Raw genomic sequence first — 14,823 nt, forward strand, 5'->3', positions numbered from 1 at the left:
TATAACAGAAATCGAAATAGAAAAGAAAATTTTGCGTGTGATAGCACATTATTTTAAGTAAATAGGGCAAAAAGTTAAAAGAAACCGCCTCATTGTTTACATTGCGCGCGTTCACGCCTAAAGTTAATCATATGATTGATTAACTTTACGACCACCTTATGCCCTCAAGACAAAACCAACTGACAACCAGCCGGGCACGAGGTGAATACGCCCGCCAACAATTGATCGCTGCCGCCATTGAGGTTTTTGGTGAATATGGGGTTTACGGCGCGACAACCCGTGAAATCGCCCAGCGTGCCGGGCAGAACATCGCGGCTATTACCTATTATTTCAACTCAAAAGAGGGATTGTATCTGGCAGTTGCGCAGTGGATTGCCGATTTTATTCAGCAAAATTTTCATTCATTGAGCGATGAAATTGAGCACTTCTGGTTACGGCCAGCAGCGCAGCGCTTGCCAGAACACTATCTGGGTTACTTCAAGAGCGGGTTACTGGCCTTAAGCAGCTTGATGACTCAGCCAGAAACGCTCAACTTGAGCAAAATCATGTCTCGGGAACAGCTTTCCCCGACAGAGGCTTACCCACTGATCCACCAGCAGGTGATCGCTCCGTTGCACCGCACCTTGTGCCGCCTGCTGGCAGGCTATACCGGCATCGATGAGCATTCGACCAAGATTGTGCTGCACACCCATGCTCTGATTGGCGAGGTACTGTCTTTTCGTGTCGGGCGGGAAACGCTATTGCGCCAGGCTCAATGGCAACAGATAGGAATGGATGAAGCCAGGCAGATTAGTGAGGTGCTAGCTGAACACATCGAGCTTCTGGTTAACGGGCTACGCCAGCGTCACGGTGCATAACTTGATGCGCCGCAACCGTATATACATTGGGTATATACCCTTCATACTTCAAGTTGCTTGGGTGTTGGCTGCGCTTACTCACCCCAGTCACATAGTTATCTATGCTCCTGGGGCCTCGTAAGCTTGCCGCCTACAAGCAACTCGAATTTTTTTGGGTATAGATCCCCTCTGATAAGCTTAAATCGGTATCAATCTGGCAGGGAGTATTATGAATAAGAAGAAAATTGCCGTCGTGGGTGCGCTTATCGTGTTGATTGCCGCAGCCGCCTATGGTTTCTGGTATCACCAACAACAGCAGGATAAACCCCTAACCTTGTACGGGAACGTGGATATCCGCACGGTCAACCTGAGCTTTCGCGTCGCTGGGCGTCTGGCCACATTGGCCGTAGACGAAGGAGACAGTGTAGAACCAGGGCAAGTGCTCGGCAAGCTGGACGACGCGCCTTACCTGAACGCATTGCAACAGGCTCAGGCCAACGTGAGCAGTGCCAAAGCCAAACTGGCATTGCTGCAGGCAGGCTATCGGGATGAAGAGATTGCTCAGGTGCGTTCGGAAGTTGCGCAGCGTGTTTCGGCCTTCAATTATGCAGATAGTTTCTTCCAGCGCCAACAGGGGCTTTGGGCAAAAAAAGCCACCTCTGCCGACGCATTGGAAGATGCGCGTACTTTACGTAATCAGGCGCAGGCCAACCTGCAGGCAGCAAAAGACAAATTGTCACAATATCTCAGCGGTAACCGCCCGCAAGAAATCGAAGAGGCCAAAGCCAATCTGGCACAAACCGAGGCGGCACTGGCGCAGGCTAAATTGGATCTGCAGGATACGGCTCTGCTCTCCCCTGCTGTTGGCCGGGTAATGACGCGGGCCGTGGAACCGGGCACCATGCTCAGCGCAGGCGGCACGGTATTTACCCTCTCCCTGACCCGGCCGGTCTGGGTACGTGCTTACATCAACGAAGTCAGCCTGGGTAATGCCCAACCGGGCACCGAGGTGCAGATATTTACCGACAGCCGTCCCGGCAAACCGTATCACGGTAAGATTGGTTTTGTTTCCCCAACGGCAGAATTCACCCCTAAAACCGTAGAAACCCCAGACCTGCGTACCGATCTGGTCTATCGCCTGCGGATCATCGTCACCGACGCCGACGATGCCTTGCGCCAAGGAATGCCGGTCACTGTCCACTTCACACAACCGTAGGGAACAGTGATGACACTCGCACATACGATTGAACTGGAGGCGTTGGAAAAATGCTTTCCATCACTCGAAAAGCCAGCGGTCGCCAGCCTGACGGCAACGTTGCGTAGTGGCGCTGTCACCGGGCTGGTTGGCCCGGATGGCGCAGGTAAAACCACCTTGCTACGCATGTTGGCGGGGCTGCTGAAACCCAGCAGCGGCAAGCTGTGCGTCGCCGGATTGGATCCGATTGCTCAGGACCGTCAGTTGCATGCCATTCTCGGTTATATGCCGCAAAAATTTGGGCTGTATGAAGATCTGACCGTGATGGAAAACCTAACGTTGTATGCCGATCTGCGCGGCGTTACCGGTGAGTTACGCAAACAGACATTTGACCAGTTGCTAACATTTACCGATCTGACCCGTTTTACCGAGCGGCTGGCAGGCAAGCTTTCCGGCGGCATGAAGCAAAAGCTGGGGCTGGCCTGTACCTTGGTTGGTCAACCTCAGGTGCTACTGCTCGATGAACCCGGCGTCGGGGTTGACCCTATTTCGCGCCGAGAACTATGGCGGATGGTGCACGAACTGGCCAACGACGGCATGCTGATCCTGTGGAGTACCTCCTATCTGGATGAAGCTGAACAGTGTCGCGAAGTGCTGCTACTGAACGAGGGCGAATTGCTGTTCAGTGGCTCTCCGCAGGATCTCACTCAACGCATGACCGGGCGGACGGTTTTGATTACGGCACCTGCCGGTAGCCACCGCGCCCTGCTGCAACGGGCGATCTGCCTTCCTTCGGTGAGCGACGGCGTGATCCAGGGGAAATATTTGCGGCTGATCCTCAAGGAAGGTGAAGACCACCAGCAGGTATTACAGCAACTGGAACTTCCAGATGCCGAGCTGACAGAAGCCGAGCCCCGTTTTGAAGACGCATTTATCGATCTGCTGGGCGGTGGCCCGAACAGCAAATCCGCCTTAGCCGAAATCATGCCTACCGTGGCGGGTGACAGCACAGAAATAGTGATCGAAGCGCAGGGCCTGACGAAAAAATTCGGTAATTTCGCCGCCACCGATCATGTGGATTTTAAAGTACGGCGCGGTGAAATCTTTGGCTTACTTGGCCCTAACGGAGCAGGTAAGTCCACCACCTTCAAGATGATGTGCGGCTTGCTGGTTCCCAGCGGCGGTAAAGCGCTGGTACTGGGCATGGATCTGAAAACCAGCTCCGGCAAAGCACGCCAGCATCTGGGCTACATGGCTCAGAAATTTTCTCTCTACGGCAACCTAACGGTGGCACAGAACCTGAAGTTCTTTTCTGGTGTTTACGGTCTGAGTGGCAAGAGGCAGCGCGACAAAATTAATGAGATGTCTACCGCTTTCAATTTCGCTCCAATCCTCAACCAAACGCCAGACTCACTGCCGCTAGGCTTTAAACAAAGGCTGGCGTTGGCCTGCGCGCTGATGCACGAACCGGACATTCTGTTCCTTGATGAACCAACTTCCGGCGTCGATCCTCTGACCCGGCGTGAGTTCTGGCTGCATATCAATGGGATGGTGGATAAAGGGGTAACGGTAATGGTCACCACCCACTTTATGGATGAGGCTGAGTACTGCGATCGCATCGGGCTGGTGTATCGCGGCAAAATCATCGCTGCCGGTACCCCGGACGATCTTAAAAACCAGGTGGCCAGCGAGGAGGATCCCTCCCCTTCAATGGAACAGGCGTTTATCGAGCTGGTGCAAGGTTACGACCGCGAGGAGACAGCATGAGCAGCGACAACGGTTTTTCCTGGCGGCGCCTGCGGGCACTGTGCCTGAAAGAGACGCGGCAGATCCTGCGCGACCCCAGCAGCGGGCTGATAGCTTTCGTTATCCCACTGATGCTGCTGTTCATTTTTGGCTACGGCATTAACCTGGATTCCAGCAAGCTGCGTCTTGGGATCCTGATGGAACAGCAAAGTGAAGAAGCCCGCGATCTGGCCAATACCTTTATCGGCTCGCCTTATATTCAACCCACCGTCAGCGATAACCGGCAGCAATTAATTCAGATGATGCAGGCTGGCAGCATCCGTGGTCTGGTAGTGATCCCCAACGATTTTGCCGAGCATATGGCACGGCCCTATGATCAGGCACCACTACAGGTGATTACCGACGGCAGCGAACCCAATACCGCCAATTTTGTTCAGGGCTACGTTCAGGGCGTCTGGCAAATCTGGCAGCAGCAACGCGCTACCGATCGGGGCCATGACGACAAACCACTGATTGAAATGCAACTGCGTTACTGGTTTAACCCCGCGGCGATCAGCCAGCACTTTATTATTCCCGGTGCGATCACCATCATTATGACGGTGATTGGCGCAATTTTGACTTCACTGGTGATTGCCCGCGAGTGGGAACGCGGTACCATGGAAGCCCTGCTCTCCACCCAGGTCACCCGCAGCGAATTGTTGCTGTCCAAACTGGTGCCTTATTACTTCCTGGGTATGATTGCCATGGTGCTCTGCATGGTGGTTTCAGTGTTTGTGCTCGGCGTCCCGTTCCGCGGTTCATTACTGATCCTGTTTGTAATCAGCAGCCTGTTTCTGGCCAGTACCCTCGGCATGGGGTTGTTGATCTCCACGATTACCCGTAATCAGTTCAACGCGGCGATGGTGGCCCTGAACGCGGCCTTTTTACCTTCAATCATGCTCTCCGGTTTTATCTTCCAAATCGACAGTATGCCTGCCATCGTGCGGGCGGTGACTTATATCATACCGGCCCGTTATTTTGTCAGTACGCTGCAGACGCTGTTTCTGGCGGGTAATATCGGCACGGTGTTGATAATTAACCTGTTGTTTTTGATCGCCTCGGCGGTGGTGTTTATCGGCCTGACGGCCTGGAAAACGCCACGGCGGCTGGACTAAGGGGAAATGATGTTTTATCGCCTTTGGACATTAATCGTTAAAGAAATGCAGTCGCTACTGCGCGATCCGCAGACCCGTGCAATTCTGGTGATGCCGGTATTGCTGCAGGTGCTGCTGTTTCCTTTTGCCGCAACACTCGAAGTGACCAACGCCACCATCGCGGTTTATAGCGAAGACAGTGGCCCCCACTCCATCGAGCTGACACAGCGTTTTGCCAAGGCCAAAGCGTTTTCTCACGTGCTATTACTACGCAATCAGCAGGAAATCAAGACTACTATCGATAATCAAAAGGCACTGCTGCTAATTCGCTTTCCAGCGAACTTTTCGCGCGATATCGCTAGCGGTAATACAGCGCAACTGCAGGTGATTCTGGATGGCCGTAACTCCAACAGCGCACAGATAGCGGCCAACTATGTGCAACAAATTGTGCAGGATTATCAGAACGGCCTGATCGCTGGGCGTGCCAAACCCAATAACAGCGAACTGGTGATACGCAACTGGTATAACCCGAACCTGGATTACAAGTGGTTCGTGGTGCCTTCGTTGATCGCCATGATCACTACCATCGGCGTGTTGATTGTGACCTCGCTTTCGGTGGCTCGCGAACGTGAGCAAGGCACGCTGGAACAGTTGTTGGTATCGCCACTGACCACTTGGCAGATATTTATTGGCAAAGCGGTGCCGGCGCTTATTGTGGCCATCTTCCAGGCATCAATCGTGTTGTTGATCGGTATCTTTGCCTACCAGATCCCGTTTGCCGGTTCTCTGTTACTGTTTTATGCCACGATGCTGATTTACGGCCTTTCTCTGGTGGGGTTTGGGCTGTTGATTTCGTCACTTTGCGCCACGCAGCAGCAGGCGTTTATCGGGGTATTTGTGTTTATGATGCCTGCCATACTGCTTTCCGGCTATGTATCGCCAGTGGAGAATATGCCGCTCTGGTTGCAGCATATCACTTGGGTTAACCCTATCCGCCACTTCACTGACATTACCAAGCAAATCTATCTCAAAGATGCCAGCTTCAGCATTATCTGGCACAGCCTGTGGCCACTGCTGGCGATTACCGCAACCACAGGCAGTGCAGCCTATGCCATGTTCCGGCGGAAAATTGCCTGAAAAAGCAGAAGGCTCTGCAAGCAGAGCCTTCTCAAATCTTTTTGAACCCAGCAAAGACTTAGCGGCGGTTGCCGAAGATGCGTAATAACATCAGGAACAGGTTGATGAAATCGAGATACAGCGTCAATGCGCCAACGATGGCGTATTTACGGAAGCTGTCGCGGTCATCTGGGTTCAGTTGCTCGCCCATCGCTTTCAGTTTTTGGGTGTCATAGGCGGTCAGGCCCACGAACACCAACACGCCGATGTAGGTAATTGCCCACATTAACGCCGGGCTTTTCAGCCACATATTCACCAGCGACGCTAGCACAATACCAATCAGCCCCATAAACAGCATGCTGCCTAAACCGCTGAGATCGCGCTTGGTGGTGTAGCCATAAATACTCATAGCACCAAACATACCGGCGGTAACAACAAAGGTGCTGGCGATTGAGCTGTAGGTGTAGGCAATGAAAATACTGGACAGCGTTAGCCCGGTCAGCGCCGAATAGAGCATAAACAGCCCGGTAGCCACGGTGCCGCTCAGGCGGTTCACCATACCGGAAATAACAAATACCAGCCCCAACTGCAGGATAATCAGGCCGAAGAAGGTGATCTGGCTAGAAAAAATAAAGTTCAGTATCGCGGGCGTGTTAGCTGCATACCAGGCGACAAATGATGTCAACAGCAAGCCACAAGTCATCCAGCCATAAACCTGCGCCATATAAGCTTGAATGCCGCTGTTGGCACGTTCAACAATCGAACCATTACGTGGATATCGGTCCATGACGGTTACCTTTTACATGTGAGCCAAGTTTCGGGGAACATCCCCTGTCATTTAGGTGATGTGCTTTATAAGCGTAACACAGAATACGTGACGCGAAACGGCGGGACGCATTGATTTATTTCTGCTCTTTACCAGCGCTTAGCCGCCTGTTTATCGCTATCACGCGCTTCTACCCAGCGAGCACCCTGCTCGGTTGCCTCACGCTTCCAGAACGGTGCCCGCGTTTTCAGGTAATCCATAATGAACTGCGCCGCCTCAAATGCCTGGCTGCGGTGGGCACTAGTAACCCCGACGAACACGATCTCATCGCCGGGAAACAGATCGCCAATACGATGGATCACCGTTGCTCGTTGCAAGGGCCAACGCGTTCGAGCTTCCGCCACAATCTCATCAAGTGCTTTCTCAGTCATACCGGGATAGTGTTCCAGCGACAGTGCACTGACACCATCCCCCAGATTGTGGTTGCGAACCTTGCCGGTAAAAGTGACTACTGCGCCATCGTCATCACACTGGGCCAGCCACTGATACTCCTCACCAACGCTGAAGGGAGCACTGCCGACACGAATACGGGTATTATTCACCTTCACCCCCCGGTAACCGGTGGGAAGAACGCGACTTCATCCCCCGCCTGCAACGGATGCTCAGCGGCCACCAATGACTGATTCACCGCCATCAGCAGTTTGCCCGACTCCAATGCCAGAGCCCAGCGGTCACCCCGCTCGCACAGCGACTTACGCAACTCTTCTACCGTCGGGTATTCCGCAGGCACGCTCAACGTGTCAATGCCAACCAGTTCGCGAACCTGCGCAAAAAACAGCACATTAATCATATTTCCACCTTGAAATCACCGGATTTACCGCCGCTTTTCGCCAGCAGCCGCACCGGGCCAATAACCATATCCTTCTGCACCGCTTTGCACATGTCGTAGATGGTCAATGCAGCCACCGATGCGGCGGTTAATGCCTCCATTTCCACCCCGGTTTTACCGGTCAAACGGCAGCAGGTTTCGATACGCACGCGGCTATGTTCGGGTTGCGCCTCAAGATGCACTTCAACCTTGCTCAACATCAGCGGATGACAAAGAGGGATCAGTTCCCAGGTGCGTTTAGCCGCCTGAATACCGGCAATACGTGCCGTGGCAAAGACGTCACCTTTGTGGTGCTGCCCGGCTGTAATCATCGCTAATGTGCTGGCGTGCATTTCAACGAAAGCCTCTGCGCGGGCTTCACGTACCGTTTCCGCCTTGGCAGAAACATCGACCATATGGGCTTCGCCCGCGGCGTTAATATGGGTTAGCTGTGTCATGAGTTACTTCTTCAGATGCGGTAAGAAGTTGCACGGGCGGTGACGCGCGTCCAACTGCTCTTCAATGATACGTTCCCAGGCGGTGCGGCAGGCGCGGGTAGAACCCGGCATAGCAAAGATCACCGTCTGGTTGGCGATACCGGCCAAGGCGCGAGACTGTAGCGTTGCTGTACCGATCTCTTCATACGACACCATACGTAACAACTCGCCAAATCCCTCCACTTCACGATCGAACAGCGGTAAAAGCGCTTCCGGCGTGTTATCCCCAGCGGTAAAACCGGTACCACCGTTGATCAACACCACCTGCACGTCATCGCTGGCAATCCAGGCAGAAACCTGGGCGCGGATCTGATAAATATTGTCTTTGACCAAGGCGCGTGCGGCCACCTGATGGCCTGCTTCCTGCGCCGCTTCCTGCAAATACTGCCCAGAGGTATCTTCCTCTACGCTGCGGCGATCTGAGACGGTCAGAATGGCAATTTTTGCCGGAATGAATTCACTGCTGGTATGGCTCATAGTTGAAGATGCTCACTGTTATTGATACCCCGGGTATTAGCCGCCGATAAACGATAGGTTCTGCGTAAGACCACTATTTCCCTGATGCAGGAAATGGGTTTGCTTTTTGCTCTGCAGCCCACCCTGGATGCGCAGTTTCAGCTGTTCTAACTGGCCGTCATCCGCCAGTAAATCACGCAGAGTAATCCCCTGTTCGCCAAACAGGCACAGATGCAGGTTGCCAATCGCGGAAACACGCAGGCGATTGCAACTGGCACAGAAATCTTTTTCATACGGCATGATCAAACCGACCTCGCCCTGGTAATCCGGGTGGCTAAATACCTGCGCCGGGCCATCGCTGCGGCCACGAGCCTGCCGCTGCCAACCTTGCTGTTCCAACTGTTGGCGGATCACCTCACCAGAAACATGGTGTTTGCGGAACAAAGCGCTGCTATCTCCGGTTTCCATCAGTTCGATAAAACGCAGTTGGATTGGCCGATCCTTTATCCAGCCGAGAAAACTGGTAAGTTGCCGGTGGTTTACGTCGCGCATCAGCACGGCATTGACTTTCACCTTGCTGTAGCCCGCAGCAAAAGCCGCATCGATGCCACTCATCACCTGACGGAATTTATCCTGGCCGGTGATTGCCTGAAATTGGTGCGGATCGAGGCTATCGACACTGACGTTAATGGCAGTGAGGCCAGCATCACGCCAACTGGCCACATCGCGCGCCAGACGATAACCATTGGTGGTCACAGCTAGAGTGCGGATCGCAGGATTTTCTCGCACGGCGGCAATAATATCGACGAAGTCGCGGCGTAAAGAGGGTTCGCCACCGGTTAGACGCACTTTTTCAGTACCCAGCACGGCAAACGCGCGGCTGACACGGCGAATTTCATCCAAAGAAAGGAAGGTCTTGGGGCTGCCGCTGGGTTTATAGCCATCCGGCAGGCAGTAGGTGCAACGAAAGTTACACACGTCGGTTATCGACAGGCGCAAATAATAAAATTTGCGCTCAAAAGCATCAATGAGTTGCGGCACCTTAACACCTTCCAAATACGGGAGATGCGAGCGTTTCCACTCTGCACCCTGGTGGCTGACATCGCCACGGCCCAGATACCCTATTGTTATGTGGAACAACGTAGGTACAAAGGCTAGGAGTTTTGATTTCCCCCGCTACCTTGAGTAGCAGGAACGAAACCGTGGTTTTCCTGGGAATTCTAGCGCTAAATCGGCGTGATAGCCAACGTACATTTTACGCTATATAACTAATTACATAACGATTTTAACGCTGCCAGAATGAGATAACCATAATAAACGGCTGTTATGCCAACGAATTGACAAGAATCACTCAAACGACACTCTTTTTCGCGTTTCGGTACCAGATCCGCTACTTTATACGGGCTGTGTTTACCCCAAGTTAAGGAATTTTATGCGTAACCGTACCCTCGCCGACCTTGATCGGGTTGTGGCTCTTGGCGGTGGCCATGGACTTGGCCGAGTGATGTCATCTTTATCATCATTAGGTTCCCGCTTGACCGGCATTGTCACTACCACCGATAACGGCGGTTCCACTGGCCGCATCCGCCGTTCCGAAGGCGGTATTGCCTGGGGTGACACCCGTAACTGTCTCAATCAACTGATCACCGAGCCCAGTGTAGCCTCGGCCATGTTTGAGTACCGCTTTAGTGGTAACGGTGAATTGGCTGGGCATAATCTGGGGAATCTGATGCTGAAATCGTTGGATCACTTGAGTGTGCGCCCACTGGAGGCGATCAATTTGGTACGCAGCCTGCTGAAGATCGACGCAGCCTTGATCCCCATGTCGGAGCAGCCTGTCGATCTGATGGCGCACGATCATGAGGGCCACCAGGTTTACGGCGAAGTGAATATCGACCAACTAAGGCATATGCCGCAAGAGCTGATGCTTTCCCCACCGGTAAGTGCCACACGCGAAGCCATAGAGGCTATCGCACAGGCCGATCTGATCCTGATTGGGCCCGGCAGCTTCCTGACCAGCCTGATGCCGCTATTACTGCTCGACGATCTGACGCAGGCGCTGCGGCGCAGCAGTGCCAATATGATCTACATTGGGAATCTTGGCCGTGAACTTAGCATAGCTGCAGCAGCGCTGACGTTAAAAGACAAACTGGCACTGATGGAAGAGAAGATTGGGCGCAAAATAATTGACGCGGTGATTGTTGGCCCAGCGGTGGATACGCAAGATATACACGATCGGATTGTAGTCAAGCAAGCGCTGGAAGCCAGCGACATTCCTTATCGCCATGATCGTCAGCTATTGCGTCAGGCTCTGGATCAAGCACTGGTTGCGCTGTCAGCCCGTAGCTAGTCTTTGCCGCGACAGAGCAATAAATTGCTCGCGCAACGGGTGGATCTCGTCACGTACAGCGGCAGCTTGCTCAAACTCCAGGTTCTGTTCGTGGGAGTACATTTTCGTTTCCAGTTCCTGAATTTTCTGTTCCAGGGCTTTTAGCGTAATGTGCTGATACTGCGCCGCACTTTCTGCCGCTTTGCCTTTCCCTTTATTCTTGCCGCGCATACTCGGTTGCTCAAACTGCAGAATATCAGAAATCTTCTTGTCCAGACCCTGCAGCACAATAATATTGACGAAATCACGTCGCAAAGAGGGTTCGCCACCGGCTGTGACACATTATGTCAAATTTATCCGTCCTATTCCCACATCCAAAGTTGGGGGATTATTTTCTGTCATCAACACATTAAATACCTGACGTAAATATAGACCGAAAGATGGGATGCTTTGCTCGAAAATTCATACGGCCTATGAAATACTTAATACCTCATTCTGAAAAAAATCGATAAATGAGTTCAAGAGGTTTGATTGCTTGAACCACAAATCTATCAGGAGTATTTTATTATCGTGCTGTTTGAGTTCCAAATTTAAATAATGTTATGTACATCCATAAAGTGGAGCATTGATTAACTTGAAAAAGTAATTTAAATAAACATACCGTCCCCCTTCAAGATGCAGGGGTATAGACACAGTGCAACCTCATGAGTGCGGTAATTTTGATCAATCTGGTCGGTATACAGTCACGTATAGCCCGTTTAGAACCACCACTATACATTTAACGACCTAAGTGTGTTTATTTTTAATACATTAATTGTTCAAGAAACATTCATGCGTTTTCCCTGGGTATAGACATGAATATTTTTATTTAACCGATATGAAACAGCCCCCCCTCTGGACTTGGCAGAGTCATATTCAAAAAATTCAACGAGATATGGACATGCTCATGAGTAACAATATTTTTAGGTTTTTTCACTCCCCAAAATGGGGAAACATAATTGAACACTGGATAGAGAGCTTCCAGCATGTGCAGAAAACATGCACCAGCATGAGAAAAATAGGCGCTATTACCTTACTCTCTTTTATTCTCTTCACCGTAGGACAACCTGCACACGCCAATAACATTGAAAACACCTTTTGGGATCTTAACGGGCAAAATGATGTTTATTTAGATATTCCCCCTGGCGACTACCGATATCCTAACGGTTTCGTCATTAATTATAGAGTCGGAGTAGGTGGTTTTCCGCTTGCCTATTATAATACGACGGGTATAACCAACCCCTTTGTTTACCTAGCTGCTCACACAGACTTGCCTCAAGTTACCGATAGGGCGTATAGTCTTTTTCTCAGAGTAAATAACCATATTTATGCACAAGTAGGCATCATGGATTCTGGCTCGACGCTCGTTAGGATGGTTGTACCTTTCAATATGCGGTCTGCCAACAGGAGGAGTCCTGAACTCATTTTAGGCATAAGTGTCATCCCCAACTTTAACGCTGCGACGCAAGGGTTCGTAGATTTAAGGTTCATCGGACAACCACAAGCTGGCGAGTCCATATTACAAGAAGATGTGTTGCTTGCCACTGTCCATAGTTCAATGGGGAAAACAGCTGCCTCACGAGTTTCAGAGAATCCCACCCCTATTTACCGTATTTTTCTCAGAAAAATGCAAAACCCAGTACCGCTTGAATGCAATATTACAGTTAATGATCAGGAACAACTCAATGTAGATTTTGGCGATATTAAAAGTGAAAATATAACGACTGATGGCACCAGCCACATCGAAACACGCAGGTTAAATTATGAATGCAATAGTGGTAACAAGGACCTACCGGTAAAAATAAGCCTAATTGCTGGCAATAGCAGCTTCTCCAACAATTTTATCGCAACCTCGACTCCCGACCTCGGCATAGTCATGAAGTCTGGCTATGACAGCGGCGCAATAAAGGTTATTCCCCCAAATAGCAGTTTTAATGGACGTGTGATAAATGGGCGAGGAAGCGACACGATATCTTTCGCCCTGGTAAAAAAACCGGGCGCTACTGCAAGCTTGGCGGGTAACTTTTCTGCCAACGGTGTTTTGATTATCCAAACACCCTAATGATGCCTGCGTATTAGCAGTAATGCAATCTGACGGCATCTTCTACTCCCCAGATTTCTCCAGCTCATATTTGCCGGGAGGAGTAGTCACAGCCAGAGTGCGAAACGCCGGATTTTTTCGCACAGTAGCAATATCGACGAAATCACGGCGTAAAGAGAGTTCCCCACCGGTTAGACGCACTTTCTCAGTACCCAGCGCGGCTGACATCGCCACGGCCCAGATACCTTATTGTTCTATTGGACAACGTAGGTACAAAGGCTAGGAGTTTTGATTTCCCCCGCTACCTTGGGTAGCCGGAACGAAACCGTGGTTTTCCTGGGAATTCTAGCGCTAAACCGGCGCGATAGCCAACGTGCATTTTACGCTATATAATTAATTACATAGCGATTTTAACGCTGCCAGGATGAGATAACTATGATAAACGGCTGTTATTCCAACCAGTTGACAAGAATCACGCAAACAACACTCTTTATCGCGTTTCGGTACCAGATCCGCTACTTTATACGGGCTGTGTTTACCCCAAGTTAAGGAATTTTATGCGTAACCGTACCCTCGCCGACCTCGATAGGGTTGTGGCTCTTGGCGGTGGCCATGGACTTGGCCGAGTAATGTCATCTTTATCATCACTCGGCTCCCGCTTGACCGGCATTGTCACCACCACCGATAACGGCGGCTCCACTGGCCGCATCCGCCGTTCGGAAGGCGGTATTGCCTGGGGTGATACCCGTAACTGCCTAAACCAGCTCATCACCGAGCCCAGCGTAGCCTCAGCGATGTTTGAGTACCGTTTTAGTGGTAACGGTGAGTTGGCAGGGCATAACCTGGGTAATCTGATGTTGAAATCGTTGGATCATTTGAGCGTGCGCCCCCTGGAGGCGATCAATCTGGTTCGCAGCCTGTTGAAGATCGACGCGGCACTGATCCCCATGTCGGAACAGCCTGTCGATCTGATGGCACACGATCATGAGGGCCACCAGGTTTATGGCGAAGTGAATATCGACCAGTTAAAGTTCATGCCGCAAGAGTTGATGCTTTCCCCGCCGGTAAATGCCACACGCGAAGCCATAGAGGCTATCGCACAGGCCGATCTGATCCTGATTGGGCCCGGCAGTTTCCTTACCAGCCTGATGCCGCTATTACTGCTCGACGATCTGACACAGGCGCTGCGGCGCAGCAGTGCCAATATGATCTACATTGGGAATCTTGGCCGTGAACTTAGCATAGCTGCAGCAGCGCTGACGTTAAAAGACAAACTGGCACTGATGGAAGAGAAGATTGGGCGCAAAATGATTGACGCGGTGATTGTTGGCCCAGCGGTGGATACGCAAGATATGCACGATCGGATTGTAGTCAAGCAAGCGCTGGAAGCCAGCGACATTCCTTATCGCCATGATCGTCAGCTATTGCGTCAGGCACTGGATCAAGCACTGGTTGCGCTGTCAGCCCGTAGCTAGTCTTTGCCGCGATGCCACGGGTTATCGCTTACGATATTGATGTAAAGATCTTCTACCTGCTTGCGTGCCCATGGGGTACGGCGTAAAAACTTGAGGCTGGACTTGATGCTCGGATCGCTGCTGAAGCAGTTGATACGAACACGTTCAGCCAATCCTTCCCAGCCGTAATGCTCTACCAAGACGTTCAGTAAACGCTCTAACGTGACGCCGTGCAGCGGGTCTTTGGAAGGAGGTGCATTCATTTTCGGCTACTCGCATAAATTCTTGGGGCGCATACCTTAAACAGCTAGCGCGTGCTCAGCAACAAAAATTACAGCTAGGCTGTG

The 14,823-nt window shown here is 51.5% G+C and carries 15 protein-coding genes, 2 pseudogenes and 1 riboswitch; of the genes and pseudogenes, 8 read left to right on the forward strand and 9 right to left on the reverse strand.

Annotation, left to right across the window (positions count from 1 at the left end):
• Window positions 1-158 precede the first annotated feature (158 nt).
• From cecR to SAQUA_RS16385, 5 genes are all read left to right on the forward strand, one after another.
• Complete coding sequence (gene cecR, locus SAQUA_RS16365) at window positions 159-857, forward strand: transcriptional regulator CecR (RefSeq protein WP_380680759.1); 699 nt, start codon at window positions 159-161, stop codon at window positions 855-857.
• 208 nt (window positions 858-1,065) lie between these two features.
• A complete protein-coding gene (gene hlyD, locus SAQUA_RS16370; RefSeq protein WP_380680762.1) occupies window positions 1,066-2,052 on the forward strand; it encodes a secretion protein HlyD in 987 nt (328 codons plus the stop codon).
• 9 nt (window positions 2,053-2,061) lie between these two features.
• Window positions 2,062-3,798, forward strand: a complete 1,737-nt coding sequence (locus SAQUA_RS16375) for an ATP-binding cassette domain-containing protein (RefSeq protein ID WP_380680765.1) — start codon at window positions 2,062-2,064, stop codon at window positions 3,796-3,798.
• A complete protein-coding gene (locus SAQUA_RS16380) occupies window positions 3,795-4,931 on the forward strand; it encodes an ABC transporter permease (protein WP_380680769.1) in 1,137 nt (378 codons plus the stop codon). The genes SAQUA_RS16375 and SAQUA_RS16380 overlap by 4 nt, the downstream gene beginning before the upstream one ends.
• A 9-nt stretch (window positions 4,932-4,940) precedes the next feature.
• A complete protein-coding gene (locus SAQUA_RS16385) occupies window positions 4,941-6,047 on the forward strand; it encodes an ABC transporter permease (protein ID WP_380681236.1) in 1,107 nt (368 codons plus the stop codon).
• A gap of 58 nt (window positions 6,048-6,105) precedes the next feature.
• Here the strand turns inward: SAQUA_RS16385 and SAQUA_RS16390 are convergent, their stop codons facing one another.
• The 6 genes from SAQUA_RS16390 to moaA (SAQUA_RS16415) form a co-directional block, all read right to left on the reverse strand.
• On the reverse strand, window positions 6,106-6,813 hold the full coding sequence (locus SAQUA_RS16390) for a Bax inhibitor-1 family protein (RefSeq protein ID WP_380680772.1): 708 nt from the start codon (window positions 6,811-6,813) through the stop codon (window positions 6,106-6,108).
• 128 nt (window positions 6,814-6,941) lie between these two features.
• Window positions 6,942-7,394 carry a molybdopterin synthase catalytic subunit MoaE gene (moaE, locus tag SAQUA_RS16395; RefSeq protein WP_380680775.1) on the reverse strand — a complete coding sequence of 151 codons (453 nt, stop codon included), beginning with the start codon at window positions 7,392-7,394 and terminating at the stop codon, window positions 6,942-6,944.
• Window positions 7,395-7,396: 2 nt separating this feature from the next.
• Window positions 7,397-7,642: a molybdopterin synthase sulfur carrier subunit gene (moaD, locus tag SAQUA_RS16400; RefSeq protein ID WP_380680778.1), complete on the reverse strand. Its 246-nt coding sequence runs from the start codon at window positions 7,640-7,642 to the stop codon at window positions 7,397-7,399.
• A complete protein-coding gene (gene moaC, locus SAQUA_RS16405; RefSeq protein WP_380680781.1) occupies window positions 7,639-8,118 on the reverse strand; it encodes a cyclic pyranopterin monophosphate synthase MoaC in 480 nt (159 codons plus the stop codon). The genes moaD and moaC overlap by 4 nt, the downstream gene beginning before the upstream one ends.
• Window positions 8,119-8,121: 3 nt before the next feature.
• Window positions 8,122-8,634 (reverse strand): molybdenum cofactor biosynthesis protein B, encoded by a 513-nt coding sequence (gene moaB, locus SAQUA_RS16410; RefSeq protein ID WP_380680784.1) that lies wholly within the window; start codon window positions 8,632-8,634, stop codon window positions 8,122-8,124.
• A 36-nt stretch (window positions 8,635-8,670) separates the two neighbouring features.
• Window positions 8,671-9,654, reverse strand: a complete 984-nt coding sequence (gene moaA, locus SAQUA_RS16415) for a GTP 3',8-cyclase MoaA (protein WP_380680787.1) — start codon at window positions 9,652-9,654, stop codon at window positions 8,671-8,673.
• A riboswitch (molybdenum cofactor riboswitch) is annotated at window positions 9,644-9,786 on the reverse strand. It overlaps the preceding gene by 11 nt.
• A gap of 259 nt (window positions 9,787-10,045) precedes the next feature.
• Here moaA (SAQUA_RS16415) and yvcK (SAQUA_RS16420) point away from each other — a divergent pair.
• Window positions 10,046-10,963 (forward strand): uridine diphosphate-N-acetylglucosamine-binding protein YvcK, encoded by a 918-nt coding sequence (gene yvcK, locus SAQUA_RS16420; RefSeq protein WP_380680790.1) that lies wholly within the window; start codon window positions 10,046-10,048, stop codon window positions 10,961-10,963.
• Here the strand turns inward: yvcK (SAQUA_RS16420) and SAQUA_RS16425 are convergent.
• Window positions 10,949-11,239 (reverse strand): annotated as a pseudogene (locus SAQUA_RS16425) (UvrB/UvrC motif-containing protein); the annotation flags it as partial. The gene yvcK (SAQUA_RS16420) and the pseudogene SAQUA_RS16425 overlap by 15 nt on opposite strands.
• A 649-nt stretch (window positions 11,240-11,888) precedes the next feature.
• On the opposite strand from SAQUA_RS16425, the gene SAQUA_RS16430 reads away from it, so the two are divergent.
• Complete coding sequence (locus SAQUA_RS16430) at window positions 11,889-13,043, forward strand: fimbrial protein (protein ID WP_380680793.1); 1,155 nt, start codon at window positions 11,889-11,891, stop codon at window positions 13,041-13,043.
• Window positions 13,044-13,124: 81 nt separating this feature from the next.
• Here SAQUA_RS16430 and moaA (SAQUA_RS16435) read toward each other — a convergent pair.
• A pseudogene (moaA, locus tag SAQUA_RS16435) lies at window positions 13,125-13,244 on the reverse strand (GTP 3',8-cyclase MoaA); the annotation flags it as partial.
• 335 nt (window positions 13,245-13,579) lie between these two features.
• On the opposite strand from moaA (SAQUA_RS16435), the gene yvcK (SAQUA_RS16440) reads away from it, so the two are divergent.
• Window positions 13,580-14,497 carry a uridine diphosphate-N-acetylglucosamine-binding protein YvcK gene (gene yvcK / locus SAQUA_RS16440; protein ID WP_380680796.1) on the forward strand — a complete coding sequence of 306 codons (918 nt, stop codon included), beginning with the start codon at window positions 13,580-13,582 and terminating at the stop codon, window positions 14,495-14,497.
• Here yvcK (SAQUA_RS16440) and SAQUA_RS16445 read toward each other — a convergent pair.
• Window positions 14,494-14,739, reverse strand: a complete 246-nt coding sequence (locus SAQUA_RS16445) for a VF530 family DNA-binding protein (protein ID WP_380680799.1) — start codon at window positions 14,737-14,739, stop codon at window positions 14,494-14,496. The two genes, yvcK (SAQUA_RS16440) and SAQUA_RS16445, sit on opposite strands and share 4 nt — an antisense overlap.
• Window positions 14,740-14,823: the final 84 nt, after the last annotated feature.

The sequence above is a fragment of the Serratia aquatilis genome (genome assembly GCF_044865145.1).
In the GTDB taxonomy this organism is placed as follows: domain Bacteria; phylum Pseudomonadota; class Gammaproteobacteria; order Enterobacterales; family Enterobacteriaceae; genus Chania; species Chania aquatilis.

What these genes read in the sequence shown, in the direction of transcription:
- cecR (WP_380680759.1), top strand. Translation starts at nt 159, where the DNA reads ATGCCCTCAAGACAAAACCAACTGACAACCAGCCGGGCACGAGGTGAA.
- hlyD (WP_380680762.1), top strand. Translation starts at nt 1,066, where the DNA reads ATGAATAAGAAGAAAATTGCCGTCGTGGGTGCGCTTATCGTGTTGATT.
- SAQUA_RS16375 (WP_380680765.1), top strand. Translation starts at nt 2,062, where the DNA reads ATGACACTCGCACATACGATTGAACTGGAGGCGTTGGAAAAATGCTTT.
- SAQUA_RS16380 (WP_380680769.1), top strand. Translation starts at nt 3,795, where the DNA reads ATGAGCAGCGACAACGGTTTTTCCTGGCGGCGCCTGCGGGCACTGTGC.
- SAQUA_RS16385 (WP_380681236.1), top strand. Translation starts at nt 4,941, where the DNA reads ATGTTTTATCGCCTTTGGACATTAATCGTTAAAGAAATGCAGTCGCTA.
- SAQUA_RS16390 (WP_380680772.1), bottom strand. Translation starts at nt 6,813, where the DNA reads ATGGACCGATATCCACGTAATGGTTCGATTGTTGAACGTGCCAACAGC.
- moaD (WP_380680778.1), bottom strand. Translation starts at nt 7,642, where the DNA reads ATGATTAATGTGCTGTTTTTTGCGCAGGTTCGCGAACTGGTTGGCATT.
- moaC (WP_380680781.1), bottom strand. Translation starts at nt 8,118, where the DNA reads ATGACACAGCTAACCCATATTAACGCCGCGGGCGAAGCCCATATGGTC.
- moaB (WP_380680784.1), bottom strand. Translation starts at nt 8,634, where the DNA reads ATGAGCCATACCAGCAGTGAATTCATTCCGGCAAAAATTGCCATTCTG.
- yvcK (WP_380680790.1), top strand. Translation starts at nt 10,046, where the DNA reads ATGCGTAACCGTACCCTCGCCGACCTTGATCGGGTTGTGGCTCTTGGC.
- SAQUA_RS16430 (WP_380680793.1), top strand. Translation starts at nt 11,889, where the DNA reads ATGAGTAACAATATTTTTAGGTTTTTTCACTCCCCAAAATGGGGAAAC.
- yvcK (WP_380680796.1), top strand. Translation starts at nt 13,580, where the DNA reads ATGCGTAACCGTACCCTCGCCGACCTCGATAGGGTTGTGGCTCTTGGC.
- SAQUA_RS16445 (WP_380680799.1), bottom strand. Translation starts at nt 14,739, where the DNA reads ATGAATGCACCTCCTTCCAAAGACCCGCTGCACGGCGTCACGTTAGAG.